This window comes from Xenorhabdus sp. SGI246, from assembly GCF_040838225.1.
Lineage (GTDB): Bacteria > Pseudomonadota > Gammaproteobacteria > Enterobacterales > Enterobacteriaceae > Xenorhabdus > Xenorhabdus indica.
Genome location: NZ_JBFPEZ010000068.1, coordinates 21,857 through 43,537, shown reverse-complemented (window position 1 = coordinate 43,537; position 21,681 = coordinate 21,857). Strand labels below are relative to the sequence as shown.

Sequence of the window (21,681 nt, the reverse complement as noted above, 5' to 3'; positions counted from 1 at the left end):
AACGGGATGCGTTCATATAGAGTACCTCATAAATTCGATGCGGATAAGCAGCAACAATTTATTGATGACTACCAGTCTCTGAAAGACCGAGCGGGTCAGAATGAATCTATCCTATTTATTGATGCTGTGCATCCTTCACAGTCCACAAAGCTCAGCTATGGCTGGATGAAAGCAGGAAAAAATCAGGTAAAAGTGATCGAAACCACCGGCAGCTGTACCCGTCTCAATATTCTGGGTGCCCTCAATTTACAACGAATTGAAGAAACTGTGATCCGTGAATATCCGAGTATCAATGCCGAAAACATCGCGTATTTCTTCGTGGCGCTCCGGGAAACTTACCCACTAAAAATCCATATTATTCTGGATGGTGCGGGTTACCACCGAGCAGAATTGGTGAAAGATATTGCGTATGTCCTGAATATTGAATTGCATTACCTACCGCCTTACAGCCCAAACCTTAATCCGATAGAGCGATTGTGGAAGTATATGAATGAACAAGTGCGTAACAATGTCTATTTTCCGGATGCGAAGACGTTCCGTGAAACCCTTCGCCACTTTTTCCATGTCGCTTTGCCAGAAAAAGCGGAAGAACTCACGACTTAACTTACTGACAATTTTAAGATTTTAAAACCTGCATCTTCAAGTTAGATTGGTATAGATAGAAAACTAATAATATTAATTGACAATAAACATTTTATTATTTTAGAAAAAATACATTTCAAATCATATATGAATAACCTAAACAAAATTTTCAGACATGCTCTCGTCCTTGCACCTCACACAGATGACGGAGAACTTGGTGCGGGGGGAACTATAGCAAAGCTAATCGAACATGGTACTAATGTTACTTACGTTGCTTTTTCAACGGCAGAAGAGTCTGTTCCTCAAGGCATGCCAAAAGATATACTAAAAACGGAAGTAAAAGCAGCAACACAGGCTCTAGGTATAAGAAGTGAAAATTTAATGATTTTTAATTACCAAGTAAGAAAACTAAATTATGCTAGGCAGGAGATTTTAGAAAATTTAATTGAAATAAGAAAAAATAATAGTTTCGATCTTATACTCATGCCTTCACTAAAAGACATACATCAAGATCACTCAACAATAGCCCAAGAAGGGCTTAGAGCTTTCAAAAACACAACCATACTTGGATATGAATTAATTTGGAACAATTTATCTTTCGATACTACTTGTTTTATAAAACTAGATGAATTTCATATTCAGAAAAAAATCTCAGCTCTACACAAATATGAGTCACAAAAGAATAGAGACTATATGTCTGAAGATTTCATATTTTCTTTGGCAAGAACTCGAGGTGTTCAAATAGGAACTAAATACGCTGAAAGTTTCGAGGTGATAAGATGTGTTATCAATTAAATATCGGTATTTCTATAGAAAAAATATGTAAAGAGTTAAATCTTTCTTATCATGGGAATGATAGTTATATTACTAATATATCCCCAATAAGTGGTATTACTGATGGTAGTCTTTCCTTTGTTAAAGGAAAGGTTAAATTGTTAAATCCTAATGTTACTCTAGTGTGCGATGAGTCTGATATAAGCTTATTCAATAATAAAAAAACAAGGTTTATAATTAGTAAAAATCCAAGATTAGATTTCATACGCATATTAAGTTTTTTAGAAAAAAAAATTGGATTTAACCATTTCTCATTCAAATCAAAAATATCCCCAACTGTATCCATAGGTCATAACTCTATAATTGAAGATGGCTGTATTATCCATGATAATGTACAAATCGAGCATAATGTAGTCATACATTCAGGAACAATTATAGGTGCAAATTCAAGGATAAGGGCAAATTCATCCATTGGAGGTGATGGTTTTGGGTTTGAAAGAACACAAAATGGTATACCTATTCGTTTTCCTCACTTAGGTGGAGTTATTGTAGGTGAAAATGTAGAAATCGGATCTAATACTTGTATCGCAAAAGGAACACTCTCGAATACAGTAATAGAAGATCATGTAAAAATAGATAATTTAGTCCATATAGCTCACAATTGCCGTATAGGCAAAGGAACTTTCATCACTGCATGTGCAGAAATTAGCGGAGGAGTTACTGTTGGAAATAATTCATGGATTGGCCCAAATGCCTCGATCATACAGAAAAAAAATATTGGTGATAATGCACTTATAGGTATTGGTGCTGTACTAACAAAAGATGTGCCAGAATCCACTGTTTTTGCTGGTAATCCAGCTAAAAAAATTAGAGAGATATAACTATATTATGAACATATTGTACATTAATCACTATGCTGGAACTCCTGATTATGGAATGGAATTTAGACCCTACTATTTAGCAAAAGAATGGTCAAGAAATGGGCACAAAACAACCATATTAGCATCTTCATTCTCTCATGTACGTTCAAAGCAACCTGATGTAAAAAATAAGATAAAAGAAGAAAACATTGATGGGATACATTATATTTGGTATCCAACCAATAAATACAAAGGAAATGGAATACTTCGCTTAGTAAATATCTTTTCTTTCTTATTGAAAGTTATTCAATCTAATAAAAAAATCATTAACAAAATAAAACCAGACGTAATAATAGCTTCTAGCACATACCCTCTAGACATTTGGGTTGCAAAATATCTAGCCAAAAAACATAAAGCAAAATTAATATTTGAAATTCATGACCTGTGGCCCTTATCTCCCATAGAGTTAGGAGGAATGTCTTCAAAACATCCTTTTATGGTTTTATGCCAATATGCTGAAAATAGTGCATATAAGTATTCAGATGCTGTAATATCTATGTTACCGAACGTCCACCAACATGTTATAGATCATGGATTGGATATAAAGAAATTACATATTATCCCCAATGGTATCGTATGCTCTGACTGGGAAAATGGCAGTTACGATAAAATACCCAATAATATTAGTTCGAAAATACAAAATATAAAAAAGAAAGGCTGCACAATAGTTGGCTATGCTGGCTCCCATGGAGTACCCAATGCATTAAACACTTTAATAGAAGCTGCTAGTTTATTAAAAGAAAAGCCATTCCATTTTATTTTGGTTGGTTCAGGTTTAGAGAAAAATAATCTTATAAAGTATTCAGAATTATTAAATTTAGAAAACATTACTTTCTTTGAGCCTATAACTAAAAAACAAATGCCAGATCTACTGTCACTATTCGATATTAGTTACATAGGTGCTCATAAAACACCTATTTATCGTTTTGGTGTATCACCCAATAAACTAATGGATTATATGATGGCTGGAAATGTAATTTTAAGTTCTATTAATGCAGGAAATGATCCCATTGCAGAAGCGGCTTGTGGGCTAACTGTAGAAACAGAATCATCTAAGGCTATTGCTGATGGTCTGATTAAATTAAGCGAATGCCCTCTAGAAGAGAGACAAAAAATGGGCAAAAATGGTAGAAATTATGTTTTAAAGAACCATACCTATTCTGTATTAGCTGATAATTTTTTACAAATTATGAAAAAACTATGAATAATGGTTTATTTCCTTTATAAGGACATTTATAAAAATAATTATCACAATATGGATAAAGATAAAAATGGATTCAAAAGAGGACATTTTTATTATCAAAAATGTATTGGTTGACCAATATAGAAATCTACTATATATTCATGAAACTAGACATATAACATTAAATTGCGAAAAAATATCAAATCACATTTGATAAAAGCTACCTAGGTCAAAAAAGATATTGTTATTAAAATCAATAAGGCAGACATTTCCTATATAAATGATAGAGAAACCTTATATATTTATCAAATCTACCATTGATATGGTTATTAACTATCCTATCAAGATCAAATCATTATCTAAGCTAGATTAATCCATAGTTATTTTTCTTGATATAAGATTAAATAATTCTTAAAACCATATAAAATAATTTTCGGGTAACATTCATGATTGTGAGTCCTTTTTTCAAAAAAGAAAGGTTACTAAAAACATTTTTATTAATAATTACTGATATTCTTATGATAACCTTTTCATATTGGATCAGCATGTGGCTACGTTTAGACAGAGAAGTTCCCATTCACAGTTTATTACATTGGTTTGTAATTAGCCTAACAATACCCTGTACACTTTTTATATTTATTAGATTGGGATTGTATCGGGCGATATTAAGATATGTTAATATGAGTATTTTAAAATGGACTATTATTGGTTCATTTCTATCAACTCTAATTCTAATAGCATTTTCGTCATACCAACAGGCTTTTTTACCTCGAACTGTTCCAATTATCTATTTTTCTTTTTTAGTTATTTTCTTGTGTGGAACTAGACTTTTCTACAGAACTCTTCATAATCACATCATGAATAAAGGAATTCCTGTCATTATATATGGCGCTGGAGAATCAGGAAGACAATTACTACCTATATTAAGAGAACATCGTGAATTTGAACCAGTAGCATTTCTTGATGATAACCCCAAACTCAAACATTTAAGTATTCATGGAATCATTGTTCACTCACCAGACTCTATTATTAATTTAATAGATAAATATAATGTAAAAAAAATATTACTCGCTATTCCAAGTGCATCTATTTCTGAAAGAAGAAATATTATAGAAAAATTGCAACCAACACATTGTGAAATATTAACAATCCCAAATTTTAATGATTTGGTAGATGGAACAGCCCAAATTGATACTCTAAGAAGAGTATCTGTAGACGATCTTTTAGGTAGGGAACAAGTATCTCCATTACCAGAATTATTGTCTAAAAATATTTTGAATAAAAATGTCCTCGTATCTGGGGCTGGGGGTTCAATTGGTTCGGAATTGTGCCGTCAAATTATTCGACAAAAACCAAACTCTTTGATTCTACTTGAATTAACAGAATATGCGCTTTATTCAATAGAAAAAGAGCTGCAAAAAATTAATCGAGATAAAAAAATCAACGTTAATATAATTCCTATATTAGGAGATATAAAGAATTCAGAGAAGATCAATAAAACACTTAATAAATTTAACATTAATACCATTTATCATGCTGCAGCATACAAGCATGTTCCTCTGGTTGAATTGAATGCCATAGAGGGTATTCAAAATAATATCTTTGGTACATTAGCTATTGCTCAGGCTGCTATTACTCAAAAAGTTGATAAGTTCGTTTTAATATCAACAGATAAAGCAGTTCGCCCAACAAACATAATGGGAGCAACAAAAAGATTTGCTGAATTGATATTACAAGCATTAGCTAAACAAAGTAACCATACTCAATTTTCTATGGTAAGATTTGGAAATGTGCTTGGATCTTCAGGTTCAGTTGTACCTCTCTTTGAAAAACAAATAGCTAATGGAGGCCCAATAACCCTTACTCATAAAGAAATAACTCGATATTTTATGACAATCCCGGAAGCAGCCCAACTAGTTATTCAAGCTGGTGCAATGGGAAAAAATGGTGATGTTTTTGTATTGGATATGGGTGAATCTGTCAAGATATATGATCTAGCAGTTAAAATGATAAACCTTTCTGGTTTTACGGTTAAAAATGAGAACGATCCTAACGGAGACATAGAAATAAGAATAACGGGGCTTCGTCCTGGTGAAAAATTATATGAAGAATTGCTAATAGGAAATAATGTATCGATGACAAATCACCCTAGAATTATGACAGCAAATGAATTATATATTGAATGGACTGAACTTAATAAATTAATACAACAGCTTCAATTAGTTTGCTATGAACGTAATTTAGAAGCTATTCGTGAAATATTAATAAATGCTCCTTTGGAATTTCAGCCTAAAGACGAGATATGTGATTTACTAAAATGACAATCATCATTTCAATTTATTTATGAATTGTTAAATTTGTCCAAAACTTCATAAGATATTTTCATCCTAGAACAACCTAGAGTGAAAAATTAAATTATCAAAACTTGACAATCAAGATGGTAGCTTATTATATGAATATAAGGAGAATACATAGTTATTATGAATTTTTATTTAATCACCTTAAAAACTATAGATATATAAACAATATATAATTAGAGAAAAATATGAAAAAATCACAGATTTTTCTTAAGCGAACATTTGACATTACACTATCCATTTCAATTATTTTAATGGTTTTCCCTATAATATTTATAAGTTGGTTAATTTCCACTATTGAAACAAAATCTAATGGATTTTTCCGGCAAAGAAGAATAGGACAAAATGGACGAATGTTTTCAATTATTAAAATAAAAACAATGAAACCAATTGGTAAATATGAAAACAGATCTTCAATCACATCAGAAAACAGCCAGTTAATTACTAAAAGCGGTCATTTTTTCAGAAAATATAAAATTGATGAATTACCTCAATTAATTAATGTATTAATTGGAGATATGAGTTTTGTAGGTCCTCGACCTGATGTTCCTGGATATGCAGATAAACTAATTGGTGATGATAGAATTATCCTCAAATTAAAACCAGGAATAACTGGCCCTGCATCAATAAAATATAAGAATGAAGAAATATTACTAAAAGAAAAATCTAATCCCAAAGAATATAACGATTTAGTTATCTGGCCTGATAAGGTAAGAATCAATAAAGAATATTACTTAAAATACTCCTTCTTTGCAGACATCAAATATATTGCACATACATTAAGGTGATACCATGCTAAATACCCACTTTTCTCCTTGGCCATCTTTTACAGATGAAGAGGCTAAAGCTGTTGAAAAGATATTACTTTCAAATAAAGTTAACTATTGGACTGGGAACGAATGCAAGACTTTTGAGAAAGAATTTGCAGAATTCACTAAATCAAAATATGCAATTGCTCTTGCTAATGGAACAGTCGCCTTAGATATTGCATTACACACATTAAATATCGGTGCTGGTGATGATGTGTTAGTCACTTCTAGAACATTTTTAGCTTCAGTGTCATGCATTGTCAATGCCGGAGCCAACCCTATATTTGCTGATGTTGACCTGAATAACCAAAATGTTACCTCTGATACTCTTAATGATGCTTTAACACCTAACACTAAGGCCATAATAGTTGTACATTTAGCAGGAATGCCTGCAGATATGGATGAAATCATTAACTTCGCTAACGAACACAACCTTTTTATTATTGAAGATTGTGCTCAAGCTCATGGCGCAAAATATAAAGGCTATTCAGTCGGAACTTTTGGTCATATTAGTGCATGGTCCTTTTGCCAAGATAAAATTATATCAACAGGTGGTGAAGGAGGTATGGTAACAACAAATGATTTCAATCTTTGGTCCAAAATGTGGAGTTATAAAGATCATGGAAAAAGTTTTGATGCAGTACATAATCAAGAACATAAATCAGGTTTTAGATGGCTACATGAAAGTTTTGGAACTAATTGGCGTCTTACAGAAATGCAAGCAGCTATCGGACGAATTCAATTAAAAAGATTGCCAGAATGGATTAAAACACGCTCTGAAAATGCAAAAATACTCACTAGCGCATTAGAAAAATTTGATTGTATTAGAATCCCTATTGTACCTGATTACGTACAACATGCTTGGTATAAATATTACGCATTTGTTAAACCAGAATTATTATCAGAAGGTTGGACGCGTGACCGCATCATTGAAGAGATTAATAAATTAGGTGTCCCTTGCTATCAGGGAAGTTGCTCTGAAGTATATTTAGAAAAAGCATTTGATCATACAGCTTGGCGTCCTAAGAACAGATTAAAGAATGCAAAAGAACTTGGTGAAACTAGTTTAATGTTTTTAGTACACCCAACATTAACTACCGAAGAAATGAAATTAATGGGGAATTTAATCAATCAGGTGTTAAGTAGCGCTCAAAAAAATAACACGGTAATGAATGTATTAACCCATGCTAAACATCGTCCTATTCGAACCAGAAATCCCGCCTAATACGGGTAATATCATCCGCCTTTGTGCCAACACAGGTTGTCAGCTTCATCTCATCCAACCATTAGGTTTCACATGGGATGACAAACGCCTGCGTCGTGCAGGGTTGGATTACCATGAGTTTGCCAATATCAAACAACATCACGACTACAATGCATTTTTGGAAAGTGAAGGTTTAAATCCAATCAATTCACAGTCCCCTTCTGGAGCACGCCTATTTGCACTAACAACAAAAGGTACTCCGGCGCACAGTAATGTAAGTTATCGTGATGAGGATTATCTGATGTTTGGCCCAGAAACTCGCGGGTTACCTCCTTATGTGCTGGATAACATGCCATCTGAACAGAAAATAAGAATTCCTATGCTACCGGATAGTCGTAGCATGAATCTTTCGAATTCTGTATCAGTGGTCGTGTTTGAAGCGTGGCGGCAACTGGGTTATCCGGGTGCGTTGTTGCGGGATTAAAACACAAGCATTCAGCGCCTAACCGCGCTGAATGTATTTAATTCTTTATTAACGAATAGAGAAGAAATCTTAAATCCCATCTCCATTCTCGAATCCATTATTCATTCCGTTAAAATGCTGGTTCATATCCAGAGATGGCTTATCACTTTCCGGTTTACCAACAATCCGTGCGGGTACTCCTGCCACAGTGGTATGCGGCGGAACAGGTCTTAATACAACTGAACCCGCCCCAATTTTTGCACCACGGCCAATTTCTATGTTGCCGAGAATTTTTGAACCCGCGCCAATCATTACTCCTTCACGCACTTTCGGGTGCCGATCTCCACACGCTTTACCTGTACCACCGAGTGTTACGGATTGCAGAATAGAAACATCATTCTCAACTACTGCGGTTTCACCGATGACAATTCCTGTTGCGTGGTCAAGCATTATGCCACAGCCAATTTTCGCCGCAGGATGGATATCTACGCCAAAAGAAACAGAAATCTGGTTTTGCATATAAATCGCTAATGCTTTGCGATCTTGCTTCCACAGCCAATGTGCGATGCGATACGCTTGTAGCGCATGAAAACCTTTCAGATAAAGCAGAGGAGTGGAATATTTGTCGACAGCAGGGTCCCGTAACCGGACAGCTTTAATATCACGAGCGGCCGATTCGATCATCTTTGGCTCACTGCTGTAAGCGTCTTCAACAACTTCCCTGACCGCAATCGCCGGCATAATCGGGGTCGCCAATTTGTTTGCGAGCATATAGCTCAAAGCACTGCCAAGGTTTTCATGTTTAAGTAATGTCGCGTGAAAAAAACTGGCCAACATAGGCTCACAATCTGCCAGCGCTCTCGCCTCATTTTTTATATTTTTCCAAACTTCATTCAGTTCTTCTTGAGACATATCAATCATTCTCATGTGATTGTTTTTCACCATCGCGAATGGATTCGCACCTGATTTATCCCAGAACTATGCCTTTCTTCTTGGAATCTATTGGACATATGCCGGAAAAAATATTTATGGCGATTTTAATCTAATTAAGCGCGGGAACTTTCTCCTTCATCCCTTGTAGCTCTTCCCAATAATGCCTGAGCTGCTTCGATTACATTTTTGTTGCGATATAATATCTGGTAAATTTGCTCCGTGATAGGCATTTCAACTCCAACCCGCTTAGCTAATGCCCGGACTTCTTTTGTATTACGATATCCTTCAACAACCTGTCCAATCTCACGCTGTGCAGCGTCAACATTGACTCCTTGCCCTAACCTCATACCAAAACGACGGTTACGGGATTGATTATCAGTACATGTCAACACTAAATCACCCAATCCGGCCATTCCCATAAATGTGGATGGGTCAGCCCCCAAAGCAGCACCAAGGCGACTCATTTCCGCTAATCCACGGGTAATCAATGCAGTGCGAGCATTAGCACCGAACCCCATGCCATCCGAAATCCCTGCACCAATGGCAATAACGTTCTTGATCGCCCCACCAAGTTGCACGCCAATAAAATCAGGGTTTTTGTATACCCGGAAGCTTTTGCCACAATGGAAAAGCTGCTGGAGTTCTTCACCAAATTCAGATGTTGTCGCTGATACGGCAATCGCTGTCGGTAAACCCGCAGCCAGTTCTTTCGCAAATGTCGGGCCAGAGACTACCGCCAATGGGATTTCATGACCTAATATCTCACGCGCCACATCCTGCAATAAACGACCCGTTTCCGCTTCAAGGCCTTTAGTGGCCCAAACAATACGAGAGTCTGGTTGTAAATGCGGTTTTATCTGCTGTAAGACATCGCCAAAAACATGGCTAGGAACCACAATCAGAATATTAAGGCTGGCTGAAACAGCACTTTTTAGATCGGCTTCAAGCTGTAAGCTATCAGGGAAAGAAACATCCGGTAAGAATGCCTGATTACAACGGGCTTGTTGCAAGGCATGAACATGTGTGGGGTTATGGCCCCAAAGGACAACATCATGTCCATTACGAGCCAGTGTAATGGCTAAAGCGGTGCCATATGAACCGGCACCGATTACTGTCATAGAAGCAGTATTCATTAGGCTTCCTGTGTTGCCTCATCAGACTGAGAATCAGCCTGCTGTTGCAAGTAATTCATGAACAAAGCATCAAAGTTAACTGGTGCCAGGTTCAATTGTGGGAAAGTACCACGCCCCACCAAGTTAGTAATGCACTCACGGGCATATGGGAACAAAATATTCGGGCAATATGCACCTAAGCAGTGCGCCAGTTGAGTTCCTTCAATACCATCAATAGAGAAAATACCAGCCTGCTGAACTTCGCACAAGAATGCGGTTTCTTCTCCTAGTGTCGCCGTGACAGTGACACGCAGAACAACTTCATAGACTCCCTGAACTAATTCATTGGAAGCGGTATCCAGATCTAATTTAACCTCTGGCTGCCATTCTTGTTGGAAAATTTGAGGTGCCTTAGGTGATTCGAAAGAAATGTCTTTCGTATATACACGTTGGATCTGGAAAGCCATTTCGGTGTTGTTTTGTTCTGACATAATAATTTTTACCTTTTGATATGTCCTTATTAAACCTTGATAATGTAAGTATACCCTTCATTTTTCAAGTTGTAGCTCTGTTGGCTGCGCTCATTCACCCTAGTCACATCGTTATCTATGCTCTCAGCGATTCACTCCCTTGCCGTCGTGCTGCATCTGGAAATCTATTGGGTATATACTACTTACATCTGTATTCGTTATTTCTTGCCTCGGGATAATGGTAGGTTTTCACCCGTCCACCCGGCAATTCCCTCTTTCAGGGTATAAACTTGTTCAAAGCCTGCCTTCACCAGATTCTCTGCTGGTGTTTTAGATTCCAGTCCATTCGCTGAGACAATGATCACAGGCTGTTTTTTATGTTTTTCCAATTCACCCAGATTATTCTCTTTAATCTCAGAAGGTGTCAGGTTAACAGAACCAATGATATGCCCTCTGCGGAAATCGTCACGAGAGCGTAAATCAACGACGATAGCATCTTCCTTATTGATTAAATGGATCACCTGTGCGCGAGTGATATCTTTACTCTTGGAGAATACACTTTTTACTGTCAGGACAATGACAGCCACCAACAGGGCAATCCAAACAAGGCTCAGGACCGTGTTCCGGCTAATAAATTGCATGATTTCTTGCAGCATGGAGGGCAACAACTCCCATTAGTTAATAACAAAAATCTAAGGTAACAGAGTATACCTGTGTGTTGTGTCAATTACAGCCAATTAGCATCAACCTAATGCAGATTTTGCGGAGAGTTTCGAGAAAAAATAAAAAATCCTCACTAATCACTTGATTGTTATACATCATTAAAATATTTCATGCCAAACTGGACATATACAGGATCTTCGATAATAAATGAGCTAAGTTAACTAAAATTTATATTGTGGTTCAAAAAGATAAAAAAATAGGCCATTCTCTGGTCAGAGGCAATTTCACATGAAATAATCGGGCGCGACAGACAGATGTAGGCAGGCGCTATAAATCAAGCACTATAAATATAGTAGAGCGTGGCAAGGTATTGAATCAAATGGCTGATAATAAGGATTTAAAAAGCTGTCATCACCAGCAGAAACAGTGGAAAGCAAGAAACAGTGCCTTACTGTTCTGTGCCTTACTGTTTGCTTTTTTCTGCACGGGAACCTTCGCCAATCAAATTTCAGAAAATAAAAACCAACTTAAAGATATTCAACAGAATATTGCCGAGAAAGAGAAAAGCGTCAAACAACAACAAAAACAACGTACAGAGCTCCTCAAGCAACTCAAGGAACAAGAGGGGACGATTTCAGAAGTCGGGCGTTCCTTACATAGTACACAAGCCCACCTGAACAAACTGGGAAATGAAATTTCGTCATTAACGAAAGGTATTCACCATCTGCAAATGCAGCAAAAAGAGCAGCGTAAGCTACTTGCCAGCCAATTAGATGCCGCATTCCGGCAAGGGAATCATCAGGGTTTAGAATTATTGTTTAATGGCCCGGAAACACAGCGTAAAGAACGCATACTCGCTTATTACAGTTATCTGAATCAGGCTCGTCAGGAAACTATCACTAAATTGCAAAAAACAACTGACAAGCTTAACCAACAAAAAAAGCTGCAACAAGAAAAACTGAATGAGCAACAAACATTACTCAGCGACCAAAAGCAACAAAAACAAAAAATGGAAGTTGTCCGTTCTGCCCGGAAAAGAACACTGACTGTACTTGAGTCTTCATTAAAGAAAGATCAACAAAGCCTGGCTGAGCTTCGGCAAAACGAAACTCGTCTGCGTAACAAAATTGCTAAAGCAGAACGGGAAGCCAAAGCCCGCGCTGAGCGCGAAGCGCGTGAAGCCGCACGTGTCCGTACGCAAATAGCAGCCAAGCAGAAACAGGCTCAACAAAAAGGCTCCAGTTATAAACCAACAGAAGATGAACGCGCACTTATGGCGCGAACCGGTGGGCTTGGTCGCCCTGCCGGGCAAGCAATCTGGCCTGTACATGGGCGGGTCATTCACAGCTTCGGGGAAACAATACAAGGCGAGTTACGCTGGAAAGGCATGGTTATCTCCGCAGCCGAAGGCACGGAAGTTAAAGCAATTTCAGATGGCCGGGTATTACTGGCAGACTGGTTACAGGGCTATGGTCTGGTTGTCGTGCTTGAACACGGTAAAGGAGATATGAGTATTTATGGCTATAACCAAAGCCTGTTGGTTAGTGTTGACCAGCAAGTCCGGGCAGGTCAGCCGATAGCTCTGGTTGGTAGCAGCGGCGGGCAACAGCAACCTTCATTATACTTTGAGATCCGCCGTCAGGGGCGTACCGTCAATCCTTTACCGTGGTTAGGAAAATAAGAGAAGGAAATAATTGTGCAATATCTATTAATAAAGTGCGTTCACTCATTCACTCTATTATTTAGAATATTGTGCTGTCGGTTACCAAAGTTTTGGGTTCTGTTGTTGATCACTATCTTGTTATTTACTCTGAATGCCCATGCCGCACGCTTAGCCATTGTCATTGATGACTTTGGCTACCGTGTTCACAATGAAAATAAGATATTGCAGATGCCTGCTGCAATTTCCATTGCCGTACTTCCTGATTCTCCATATGGCAGAGAAATGGCGCAAAAAGCCCATAAGCAAGGTAGAGAGGTCTTGATACATTTGCCAATGGCGCCAATGAGTAAACAACCGTTAGAGAAAAATACCCTGCATCCTTCCATGAGCAGTGAGGACATTGAAGACATTATTCACGATGCCATAAAAAAAGTTCCTCATGCGATTGGTGTGAACAACCATATGGGCAGCGCGATGACCTCCAATCTCACTGGTATGAAAAAAGTGATGAATGCATTATCTCAATATCATCTCTATTTTCTGGACAGCGTAACTATCGGTAAGACTCAGGTCGCTAAGGCCTCCATGGGAACACCTGTACAAGTGCTCCGCCGGAATATCTTCTTAGACAATGTACAAACAGAAGCAGAAGCGCTGCACCAACTCAACCGGGCTATTGCTCTGGCTCGCAAACAAGGCTCTGCCATCGCCATTGGACATCCTTATCCAACTACTATTCGGGCATTACAGCAAGGGTTAGCAACGTTGCCAGATGATATTGAACTGGTAACACCCAGTGTACTGCTCAAGCATTCTCTAACCAGTAAACAAAGCAACTCACAAATCAGCCTACTCACCAAACAAAAATGTATGAAATCTCCTGAAACCAAATCTGTAACGGTATTAGAATCCAAATTGGATTATTTCAGGCTAGTTGGGGAAACATTGGTTCCCAGTGTCATTGTTGATGTCTTAAATCAGGGTCTTGAAAAATTACAAAACTCCACATCAAAACAAGAGAAACTGCATAGCACGGGTCATTTAAGATCACAAAAAGATAAGACACTGGAAAATAAAACAGACGCCCATAAAGAGATGAGCGTCTGCCCTGATTTTTAGCAATCTATTTTGACGGCTTGATTAAAATTTTGTCAGAAATTCAATTAATCCCAATTCAGGATAACTTTACCAGATTGCCCGGAGCGCATGATATCAAAGCCTTTCTGGTAATCATCTATCGGGAATTGGTGGGTAATAATTGGGGTTAAATCCAAACCGGACTGAATAAGTGTCGCCATTTTGTACCATGTTTCGAACATTTCACGTCCGTAAATGCCTTTGATAAATAGTCCTTTAAAAATGACCTGGCTCCAATCGATCGCCATATCTGAAGGAGGTATACCCAATAAAGCGATACGCCCGCCATGATTCATAATGTTCAATAAGGTACGGAATGCAGGAGGAGCACCAGACATCTCCAAACCAATATCAAAGCCTTCAGTCATGCCCAGTTCTGACATAACATCCGTCAGACTCTCCTTACTGATATTCACAGCACGAGTAACGCCCATTTTACTTGCTAAATCAAGGCGGTATTCATTCACATCGGTGATCACAACATGACGTGCCCCAACATGTTTACACACAGCCGCAGCCATGATACCGATAGGACCGGCTCCCGATACCAGTACATCTTCTCCTACTAAATCAAAGGAGAGTGCAGTATGAACAGCGTTGCCAAATGGGTCAAAAATCGCAGCCAGTTCGTCCGAAATATTGTCTGGAATTTTAAAAGCATTGAATGCCGGAATAACTAAATACTCAGCAAATGAGCCAGCCCGGTTTACCCCAATTCCTGTTGTGTTACGGCACAAATGTGTGCGTCCACCACGACAGTTACGGCAATAACCACAGGTAATATGACCTTCACCAGATACACGATCGCCAATTTTGAATCCTTTGACTTCCTGACCAATTGCGACCACTTCTCCCACGTATTCATGCCCTACTACCATCGGCACAGGAATAGTCTTCTGAGACCAATCATCCCAGTTGTAAATGTGCACATCCGTTCCACAAATTGCAGTCTTACGGATTTTAATCATCACATCATTATGCCCCAGTTCCGGTGTAGGCACATCCGTCATCCAAATACCTTCTTCTGGCTTTAATTTTGACAACGCTTTCATAGTGATACCTTATGTAATGATATTCAACTGCTTACCGATACGTGTAAATGCAGCCACAACACGTTCAATTTGTTCTTCGGTATGAGCAGCAGAGATCTGGGTACGAATACGTGCTTGGCCTTTAGGAACCACAGGATAGAAGAAACCAATCACATAAATGCCTTCTTTCAGCAGCTCAGAGGCAAATTCCTGCGCCAGCTTCGCATCCCCCAACATAACCGGAATAATGGCATGATCTGCACCCGCCAGTGTAAAACCAGCAGCCGTCATTTTTTCACGGAACAAGTTAGCATTTTTCCAGAGACGTTCACGCAGATCGTCTCCATCTTTCAACATATCCAATACTTTGATGGAGGCCGCAACAATAGCCGGAGCCAAGGAATTGGAAAACAGGTAAGGACGTGAACGCTGACGCAACCATTCCACAACTTCTCTACGTGCGGCGGTATAACCACCGGACGCCCCACCTAACGCTTTACCGAGTGTGCCAGTGATGATATCAACACGCCCCATGACATCACAATATTCATGAGTACCACGGCCGTGCTTGCCAACGAACCCTACTGCATGAGAATCATCAACCATGACCAGCGCCCCAAATTCATCCGCCAAATCGCAGATAGATTTCAGATCCGCAATGACACCATCCATTGAGAACACACCATCAGTTGCGATCAGGATATTCTGAGCACCTTCTGCTTTTGCTTTCTCCAACTGTGCTCTTAATTCTTGCATGTCATTATTGGCATAACGATAACGTTTTGCTTTACATAGGCGAATACCATCAATAATCGAAGCGTGGTTCAGTGCATCTGAAATAATGGCGTCTTCTGGGCCGAACAATGTTTCAAACAGCCCCCCATTAGCATCAAAACATGAGGAGTACAAAATGGCATCTTCCATGCCCAAAAATTCAGCTATTTTATTTTCTAATTCTTTATGGGAGTCTTGCGTACCACAAATAAAACGCACGGATGCCATACCAAAGCCATGACTATCCATTCCTGCTTTTGCGGCAGCGATCAGGTCAGGGTGATTAGCCAACCCTAAGTAGTTATTGGCACAGAAATTAATGACATTGTTGCCATCCGCAACAGCAATATCGGCATTTTGCGCAGAAGTAATAATACGTTCACTTTTGAATAGCCCTTCCGCACGGGTTTGTTCCAACTGATCATTAATTTGCTGATAAAACGACGCTGACATTTTTCTCTCCTGATTACCTGAATAAGTGAAAGGTATGGTGTATTTTACTTATAGATCCTGCCAGTGACGACACAGCCAGAAAGATAATATCAACTTTGTAAAGCTGATCACGGCCTTGAGACTGCAATGCAGCAGGATTTCAGGATATTCGCCTATTTCACCTGCTGTCGTTAGTAGGGTTAAGTGATATGATACGCATTAAAATAAAGTGAACTGACTAGTTAAAGGTGGGCCAAATGATTATTGTCACTGGCGGCGCAGGGTTTATTGGCAGCAATATTGTCAAAGCACTGAATGACGAAGGCTATAAGGATATTCTGGTTGTTGATAATCTGAAAGATGGTACAAAGTTCGTTAATCTGGTTGATTTAGATATCAGCGATTATATGGATAAGGAAGATTTTATTGCCAGTATCGTTGCAGGTGATGATTTGGGCGATATTGATGCTATTTTCCATGAAGGTGCTTGTTCATCCACAACTGAATGGGATGGCAAGTATATGATGGACAATAATTATCAGTACTCTAAAGATGTATTGCATTACTGCCTCGATCGTCAGATCCCATTCCTGTACGCCTCTTCTGCCGCAACTTATGGTGGGCGCAGTGATAATTTCATTGAAGAACGCCAGTATGAGAAGCCTCTCAATGTTTACGGCTACTCAAAATTTCTTTTTGATCAGTATGTTCGCGATATTTTGCCACACGCAGATTCTCAAATTTGTGGCTTCCGTTATTTCAATGTATACGGACCACGTGAAGGGCATAAAGACAGTATGGCCAGTGTCGCCTACCATTTGAACACCCAAATTAACCAAGGCCAGAACCCGAAATTATTTGCAGGCAGCGAACATTTCCAACGCGATTTTATTTATGTTGGTGACGTTGCAGCAGTAAACCTGTGGTTCTGGAAAAATAGTGTTTCCGGCATTTTTAACTGCGGTACAGGCCGGGCGGAGTCTTTCCAGGCCGTTGCTGACGCCGTTATTGAATTCCATAAGGAAAAATCGCCTGCCGTAGAATACATTGAATTTCCAGAAAAGCTAAAAGGTCGCTACCAGAGCTTTACTCAGGCTGATCTGACAAAACTTCGCGCAGCAGGTTATGACAACGCATTCAAAACCGTTGCTGAAGGTGTTACTGAATATATGAAATGGCTCAATCAGGATAATTAATCGACTTCTATGAAGATATTGGTGATCGGCCCATCGTGGGTGGGTGACATGATGATGTCACAAAGCCTCTACCGCACCTTGAAGGCTTTGTACCCAAATGCAGAAATTGATGTGATGGCACCAGCATGGTGCCGCCCGCTACTGGCAAAGATGCCGGAAGTTAATCAGGCGCTGGCAATGCCGCTGGGACACGGAGCGCTTGCGCTTGGTGAACGTCGCCGCCTTGGGATAGCACTGCGTGAAATTGAATATGATCACGCTCACGTACTCCCCAACTCCTTCAAGTCTGCTTTGGTGCCTTTCTTCGCCAATATCCCTCTGCGTACAGGCTGGCGTGGTGAAATGCGCTATGGTTTCCTGAATGATATCCGCGTCCTGAATAAAAGTGCCTTTCCACTCATGGTTCAGCGCTATGTTGCTCTCGCCTATGACAGGAAAACTGTACACAGTGCTGAAGATCTTCCCCAACCACTGCTATGGCCTCAGTTAGCTGTCAGTGACGAAGACATTGCTGAATCAACAACAGCTTTTAATATCGCCGATCATCGCCCGATTATCGGTTTTTGCCCCGGTGCAGAGTTTGGCCCGGCTAAACGTTGGCCACATTATCATTACGCCGCATTGGCTGAACAGTTAATTACTCAAAAGGGTTATCAAATATTGTTATTTGGTTCAGCTAAGGATAATGAAGCTGGTGAAGATATCCGGACGCTTCTAAGTGAAGATGCACGGGAAAACTGTCTTAATCTCGCAGGACAAACTTCCCTTGAACAGGCAGTCAATATTATCGCAGCGTGTGATGCCATTGTTACAAATGACTCAGGTTTGATGCATGTCGCAGCAGCTCTGAACCGCCCTCTGGTGGCATTATATGGGCCAAGTAGCCCTGACTTCACTCCTCCACTATCGGACAAAGCCGAAGTGATCCGTCTAATTACGGGTTTTCATAAAATCAGGAAAGGTGACGGCGCGGGTGGTTATCATCAGAGTCTTATTGATATTCAACCAGAGCAGGTTTTAGCCTCATTGGAAAAACTTTTACAGACGGAGAACCAGAGTTAATGCGTGTTTTACTGGTAAAAACGTCTTCAATGGGCGATGTGTTACATACTTTGCCTGCACTGACAGATGCCATGCGGTACATATCGGGTATTCAATTTGATTGGGTCGTTGAAGAGGGATTCGCCCAAATACCCACATGGCATAGTGCAGTTGAAAATGTTATCCCCGTTGCCATTCGTCGCTGGAGAAAAAATTGGTTCAGGAAAGATATCCGTGAAGAACGCGCACGTTTCAGGGAACAATTACAGCAACGAAAATATGATGTAATTATTGATGCTCAAGGGCTGTTAAAAAGTGCTTTTTTAGTGACACGCCTAGCCCACGGTCCAAAACATGGCTATGACAAAAAAAGCATTCGTGAACCATTGGCCAGCTTTTTCTACGATCAACACCATTCTGTGGGCAAACAGCAACATGCTGTAGAACGAATTCGTGCATTGTTTGCAGAGAGTCTTGGTTATCAAAAGCCTACAGAAACAGGTGATTATTCTATCACCCGCCACTTTCTGAACCAACAATCAGAAAATGGAAATGATTATCTGGTATTCCTGCATGCTACCACTCGTGATGAGAAACATTGGCCAGAAAACCATTGGCGCCAACTGATCGCAGAGATTCAACCAACGGGTATGCGCATCAAGCTCCCCTGGGGAGCAGAACATGAATATCAGAGAGCATTACGGCTGGCAGACGGTTTTTCTCATGTTGACGTATTACCAAAATTAACATTAGCAGAAGTTGCACAGGCTCTTGCTGGCACAAAAGCGGTGGTATCTGTTGATACAGGATTAAGCCATCTCACTGCCGCCCTGGATCGTCCAAATATTACTCTGTTTGGCCCGACAGATCCTGGCTTGATTGGCGGGTACGGGAAAGAACAGCATACCTTGAAATCAGTGGATAATACGATGCAGAGTATTACTCCGGCAGAAGTAATGCTGTTCTTGCAAAAGATATTAAATAAGAACCTTGCCTAGTGGGAAGGTCTCACACCAGCGGCTTTTATATTCAAGAGTAGGATTACCCAACGAATAACGCATAGTCTTATCTGCTGTCTGACATAATGCTTTTGCCGCCTGGATATTAACCCACATCAAAATGCTACCAACACTGAGATGTGCATACTCAGGATCATATCCTCCATTAATAGCATCAAATGAAATCCATTTAGGACTATCGGCACGTAATACAAAATCATACGCACAAGGTGAACCATTAATAAGTAACACGTAACCAAATATATGCTCTCGAAGCTCTGTGTATATCTCAAGCAAACGCTGACGTTCTTTTGGCGAATGACAATAATTCCAACGCTTTTGATATAAATTGATGTAAATATCAACCAATTCTTCAGCGCTGAATTCACTTGAAAGACGAATTTCTCCGCCTGCGCGAGTGAATTTGTTTATCTCATTCTTGCGGTTACGACGGGTTTTGTAAGAGAAATTTTCTTTAATCAGGCAGATTTGACGCTTACTAAAAGGAGCCTTATAACTGGCATTGATAAAATTATTTTTATGAATAGGAGATAATCTCTTTGATTTTATAGGTAACAATAACTTTGCATCTGTTGCGATAGGAAAAATCACTTCATCATGAGGGAGTGGATAGGTGCCCTGGATTTTTTCTACTAATTTTTGGTTTTTAACAAAGAAGCAAGCTCCCTCAACGGCAGTTCCTTTTTCTTTAAAATAGAAGGAGAGCGGGTTACCTTCAATATGCCTATTTAAAAAAGAGACGATGTTGGGATGTGTTAATACACAACCGCCAAAAAGAGCGTGAATTTCTTTATATTGTTCGAAATTACATTTTTTCCATCCCCAAAAAAATGATTTTACTTTTTCCATATCCTATTCCATAAAATGGCTTTTTAATATTAAGCTGATTTTTATACGACTTTATAAAAAAATATTTTTATTTCCAATAATAGTTTGGACTGTTAATTATAAAAGTGCATTATTTTTATAGTCATAAAATTCCGACAATGTCATACCATGAACCTGTGGTTTCAAGAATCCAAACAATTCTTCTAATTCTTGATAAAGCAACTCAATTTTTTCTTCCGTCTGAAAAGTCGGGCTTCCTCCCGGCATAAATTCGGATGAATGCAGCATAAATTCAACATAATCATTACCAGATGCCAAAGTTTGCCGGATGACAGCTTTCATCTGTTTCAAATTCCCACCTTTTGGGCGTAACCAATTAACCGATGGAGAGCGTTGCTTCCCTCGCAAATGATCATATTTTTGTTTAATAAAATTCATGATCGGAGAATGCTTATACTGAATACTCATTGGCACTTGTAATAAAGAAGAGTTGCCTTCTTTAGCAATATCCTGCAAATCCATAAAATAAGCATGAGATGGAAAACGACTATAATCTGTTCCGCCATTTCCATTCGGATCTCCCTTGGTAAAACGCCAATTAACCTTCGGAGTAACAGAACAATCTACTTGATAACCATACTCGACCAATAATTGCGCATAATATTCGTTAAATGCCCAACGGCCAGCACGATGGCTCAGCATCTTAGTCTGAAGTTTTTCTTCAAGAAGATTTGTCATTAAATCAATTTTTGCCTTTATCTGATTTTTAGGGTATTCAATCAAATAAGGTTTATAGCGCATATCATCATCAGTCAGGGGAACAATAGGGGGATTGTTCCAGGCATGTAAATGCATACCGATTTCACCTGTGTTTCTGGCAATGACATCCTTAGCAAATTCGATATAACTATCATCCATCGCCATTTCATAGTTTGTTAGCCAGACGGGTTTGAATCCAAAACGCTCACAAAGGTTTTGAAACCTGGGCAGATATTGAGTATTTTCGGTAGAAATTCTATCGCTATTTTGCCAAAGGTTATCACCTTCAGTATCAATTGTGATGATGAATGCTGGTTTGGACATAAGAAAG

The 21,681-nt window shown here is 39.1% G+C and carries 21 protein-coding genes; 13 read left to right on the top strand and 8 right to left on the bottom strand.

The window, feature by feature from the left end; translation table 11 throughout:
- The 8 genes from ABLA85_RS15495 to trmL all read left to right on the top strand — a co-directional run.
- Nucleotides 1-603: IS630 family transposase (locus tag ABLA85_RS15495; protein ID WP_367965285.1), on the top strand; the 603-nt coding region annotated here is incomplete at its 5' end.
- Between the two features lie 126 nt (nucleotides 604-729).
- Nucleotides 730-1,377 (top strand): PIG-L deacetylase family protein, encoded by a 648-nt coding sequence (locus ABLA85_RS15490; RefSeq protein WP_367965284.1) that lies wholly within the window; start codon nucleotides 730-732, stop codon nucleotides 1,375-1,377.
- Nucleotides 1,362-2,237: a DapH/DapD/GlmU-related protein gene (locus tag ABLA85_RS15485; RefSeq protein ID WP_367965283.1), complete on the top strand. Its 876-nt coding sequence runs from the start codon at nucleotides 1,362-1,364 to the stop codon at nucleotides 2,235-2,237. The genes ABLA85_RS15490 and ABLA85_RS15485 overlap by 16 nt, the downstream gene beginning before the upstream one ends.
- Before the next feature lie 7 nt (nucleotides 2,238-2,244).
- A complete protein-coding gene (locus tag ABLA85_RS15480; RefSeq protein ID WP_367965282.1) occupies nucleotides 2,245-3,480 on the top strand; it encodes a glycosyltransferase family 4 protein in 1,236 nt (411 codons plus the stop codon).
- A gap of 659 nt (nucleotides 3,481-4,139) precedes the next feature.
- Entirely contained in the window at nucleotides 4,140-5,780 is a 1,641-nt protein-coding gene (locus ABLA85_RS15475; RefSeq protein WP_367965281.1) for a polysaccharide biosynthesis protein, read from the top strand.
- Nucleotides 5,781-6,004: 224 nt separating this feature from the next.
- On the top strand, nucleotides 6,005-6,604 hold the full coding sequence (locus ABLA85_RS15470) for a sugar transferase (protein ID WP_367965280.1): 600 nt from the start codon (nucleotides 6,005-6,007) through the stop codon (nucleotides 6,602-6,604).
- A gap of 4 nt (nucleotides 6,605-6,608) precedes the next feature.
- Nucleotides 6,609-7,850, top strand: coding sequence for a DegT/DnrJ/EryC1/StrS family aminotransferase (locus tag ABLA85_RS15465; RefSeq protein ID WP_367965279.1), 1,242 nt, complete (start codon nucleotides 6,609-6,611; stop codon nucleotides 7,848-7,850).
- Nucleotides 7,810-8,313 (top strand): tRNA (uridine(34)/cytosine(34)/5-carboxymethylaminomethyluridine(34)-2'-O)-methyltransferase TrmL, encoded by a 504-nt coding sequence (gene trmL, locus ABLA85_RS15460; RefSeq protein ID WP_367965278.1) that lies wholly within the window; start codon nucleotides 7,810-7,812, stop codon nucleotides 8,311-8,313. Before ABLA85_RS15465 ends, trmL begins: the two co-directional genes overlap by 41 nt.
- 69 nt (nucleotides 8,314-8,382) lie before the next feature.
- Here the strand turns inward: trmL and cysE are convergent, their stop codons facing one another.
- From cysE to ABLA85_RS15440, 4 genes are all read right to left on the bottom strand, one after another.
- Entirely contained in the window at nucleotides 8,383-9,204 is an 822-nt protein-coding gene (gene cysE, locus ABLA85_RS15455) for a serine O-acetyltransferase (protein ID WP_099136550.1), read from the bottom strand.
- 134 nt (nucleotides 9,205-9,338) lie between these two features.
- Nucleotides 9,339-10,358 (bottom strand): NAD(P)H-dependent glycerol-3-phosphate dehydrogenase, encoded by a 1,020-nt coding sequence (gene gpsA, locus ABLA85_RS15450; RefSeq protein WP_367965277.1) that lies wholly within the window; start codon nucleotides 10,356-10,358, stop codon nucleotides 9,339-9,341.
- Nucleotides 10,358-10,828, bottom strand: coding sequence for a protein-export chaperone SecB (gene secB / locus ABLA85_RS15445; protein ID WP_367965276.1), 471 nt, complete (start codon nucleotides 10,826-10,828; stop codon nucleotides 10,358-10,360). The genes gpsA and secB overlap by 1 nt, the downstream gene beginning before the upstream one ends.
- A 197-nt stretch (nucleotides 10,829-11,025) precedes the next feature.
- Nucleotides 11,026-11,463, bottom strand: coding sequence for a rhodanese-like domain-containing protein (locus ABLA85_RS15440; RefSeq protein ID WP_367965275.1), 438 nt, complete (start codon nucleotides 11,461-11,463; stop codon nucleotides 11,026-11,028).
- Nucleotides 11,464-11,849: 386 nt separating this feature from the next.
- Between ABLA85_RS15440 and envC the strand changes: the two genes are divergently transcribed.
- Together envC and ABLA85_RS15430 are read left to right on the top strand one after the other, a co-directional pair.
- A complete protein-coding gene (gene envC, locus ABLA85_RS15435) occupies nucleotides 11,850-13,151 on the top strand; it encodes a murein hydrolase activator EnvC (RefSeq protein WP_367965274.1) in 1,302 nt (433 codons plus the stop codon).
- A 99-nt stretch (nucleotides 13,152-13,250) separates the two neighbouring features.
- Nucleotides 13,251-14,252 (top strand): divergent polysaccharide deacetylase family protein, encoded by a 1,002-nt coding sequence (locus tag ABLA85_RS15430; protein WP_367965287.1) that lies wholly within the window; start codon nucleotides 13,251-13,253, stop codon nucleotides 14,250-14,252.
- 44 nt (nucleotides 14,253-14,296) lie between these two features.
- Here ABLA85_RS15430 and tdh read toward each other — a convergent pair whose 3' ends face one another.
- Both tdh and kbl read right to left on the bottom strand, forming a co-directional pair.
- The gene (tdh, locus tag ABLA85_RS15425; protein WP_367965273.1) at nucleotides 14,297-15,322 is read right to left on the bottom strand and encodes an L-threonine 3-dehydrogenase; all 1,026 of its coding nucleotides are present in this window, start codon (nucleotides 15,320-15,322) and stop codon (nucleotides 14,297-14,299) included.
- 9 nt (nucleotides 15,323-15,331) lie between these two features.
- On the bottom strand, nucleotides 15,332-16,528 hold the full coding sequence (kbl, locus tag ABLA85_RS15420) for a glycine C-acetyltransferase (protein WP_367965272.1): 1,197 nt from the start codon (nucleotides 16,526-16,528) through the stop codon (nucleotides 15,332-15,334).
- 236 nt (nucleotides 16,529-16,764) lie between these two features.
- Between kbl and rfaD the strand changes: the two genes are divergently transcribed.
- From rfaD to rfaC, 3 genes are read left to right on the top strand one after another with little or no spacing between them, the layout of a single operon-like run.
- On the top strand, nucleotides 16,765-17,703 hold the full coding sequence (gene rfaD, locus ABLA85_RS15415) for an ADP-glyceromanno-heptose 6-epimerase (protein WP_367965271.1): 939 nt from the start codon (nucleotides 16,765-16,767) through the stop codon (nucleotides 17,701-17,703).
- A 9-nt stretch (nucleotides 17,704-17,712) separates the two neighbouring features.
- Complete coding sequence (rfaF, locus tag ABLA85_RS15410; RefSeq protein WP_367965270.1) at nucleotides 17,713-18,765, top strand: ADP-heptose--LPS heptosyltransferase RfaF; 1,053 nt, start codon at nucleotides 17,713-17,715, stop codon at nucleotides 18,763-18,765.
- Nucleotides 18,765-19,742 carry a lipopolysaccharide heptosyltransferase RfaC gene (gene rfaC / locus ABLA85_RS15405; protein WP_367965269.1) on the top strand — a complete coding sequence of 326 codons (978 nt, stop codon included), beginning with the start codon at nucleotides 18,765-18,767 and terminating at the stop codon, nucleotides 19,740-19,742. Before rfaF ends, rfaC begins: the two co-directional genes overlap by 1 nt.
- Here the strand turns inward: rfaC and ABLA85_RS15400 are convergent.
- Nucleotides 19,722-20,612, bottom strand: coding sequence for a GNAT family N-acetyltransferase (locus ABLA85_RS15400; RefSeq protein ID WP_367965268.1), 891 nt, complete (start codon nucleotides 20,610-20,612; stop codon nucleotides 19,722-19,724). The genes rfaC and ABLA85_RS15400 overlap by 21 nt on opposite strands.
- Nucleotides 20,613-20,708: 96 nt before the next feature.
- The gene (locus ABLA85_RS15395) at nucleotides 20,709-21,674 is read right to left on the bottom strand and encodes a polysaccharide deacetylase family protein (protein ID WP_367965267.1); all 966 of its coding nucleotides are present in this window, start codon (nucleotides 21,672-21,674) and stop codon (nucleotides 20,709-20,711) included.
- Nucleotides 21,675-21,681: the final 7 nt, after the last annotated feature.

Bases quoted from the DNA above. Each gene is read 5' to 3' on its own strand.
- ABLA85_RS15490 (WP_367965284.1), top strand. From the start codon at position 730: ATGAATAACCTAAACAAAATTTTCAGACATGCTCTCGTCCTTGCACCT.
- ABLA85_RS15485 (WP_367965283.1), top strand. From the start codon at position 1,362: ATGTGTTATCAATTAAATATCGGTATTTCTATAGAAAAAATATGTAAA.
- ABLA85_RS15480 (WP_367965282.1), top strand. From the start codon at position 2,245: ATGAACATATTGTACATTAATCACTATGCTGGAACTCCTGATTATGGA.
- ABLA85_RS15475 (WP_367965281.1), top strand. From the start codon at position 4,140: ATGAGTATTTTAAAATGGACTATTATTGGTTCATTTCTATCAACTCTA.
- ABLA85_RS15470 (WP_367965280.1), top strand. From the start codon at position 6,005: ATGAAAAAATCACAGATTTTTCTTAAGCGAACATTTGACATTACACTA.
- ABLA85_RS15465 (WP_367965279.1), top strand. From the start codon at position 6,609: ATGCTAAATACCCACTTTTCTCCTTGGCCATCTTTTACAGATGAAGAG.
- trmL (WP_367965278.1), top strand. From the start codon at position 7,810: ATGCTAAACATCGTCCTATTCGAACCAGAAATCCCGCCTAATACGGGT.
- cysE (WP_099136550.1), bottom strand. From the start codon at position 9,204: ATGTCTCAAGAAGAACTGAATGAAGTTTGGAAAAATATAAAAAATGAG.
- gpsA (WP_367965277.1), bottom strand. From the start codon at position 10,358: ATGAATACTGCTTCTATGACAGTAATCGGTGCCGGTTCATATGGCACC.
- secB (WP_367965276.1), bottom strand. From the start codon at position 10,828: ATGTCAGAACAAAACAACACCGAAATGGCTTTCCAGATCCAACGTGTA.
- ABLA85_RS15440 (WP_367965275.1), bottom strand. From the start codon at position 11,463: ATGCTGCAAGAAATCATGCAATTTATTAGCCGGAACACGGTCCTGAGC.
- envC (WP_367965274.1), top strand. From the start codon at position 11,850: ATGGCTGATAATAAGGATTTAAAAAGCTGTCATCACCAGCAGAAACAG.
- tdh (WP_367965273.1), bottom strand. From the start codon at position 15,322: ATGAAAGCGTTGTCAAAATTAAAGCCAGAAGAAGGTATTTGGATGACG.
- kbl (WP_367965272.1), bottom strand. From the start codon at position 16,528: ATGTCAGCGTCGTTTTATCAGCAAATTAATGATCAGTTGGAACAAACC.
- rfaD (WP_367965271.1), top strand. From the start codon at position 16,765: ATGATTATTGTCACTGGCGGCGCAGGGTTTATTGGCAGCAATATTGTC.
- rfaF (WP_367965270.1), top strand. From the start codon at position 17,713: ATGAAGATATTGGTGATCGGCCCATCGTGGGTGGGTGACATGATGATG.
- rfaC (WP_367965269.1), top strand. From the start codon at position 18,765: ATGCGTGTTTTACTGGTAAAAACGTCTTCAATGGGCGATGTGTTACAT.
- ABLA85_RS15400 (WP_367965268.1), bottom strand. From the start codon at position 20,612: ATGGAAAAAGTAAAATCATTTTTTTGGGGATGGAAAAAATGTAATTTC.
- ABLA85_RS15395 (WP_367965267.1), bottom strand. From the start codon at position 21,674: ATGTCCAAACCAGCATTCATCATCACAATTGATACTGAAGGTGATAAC.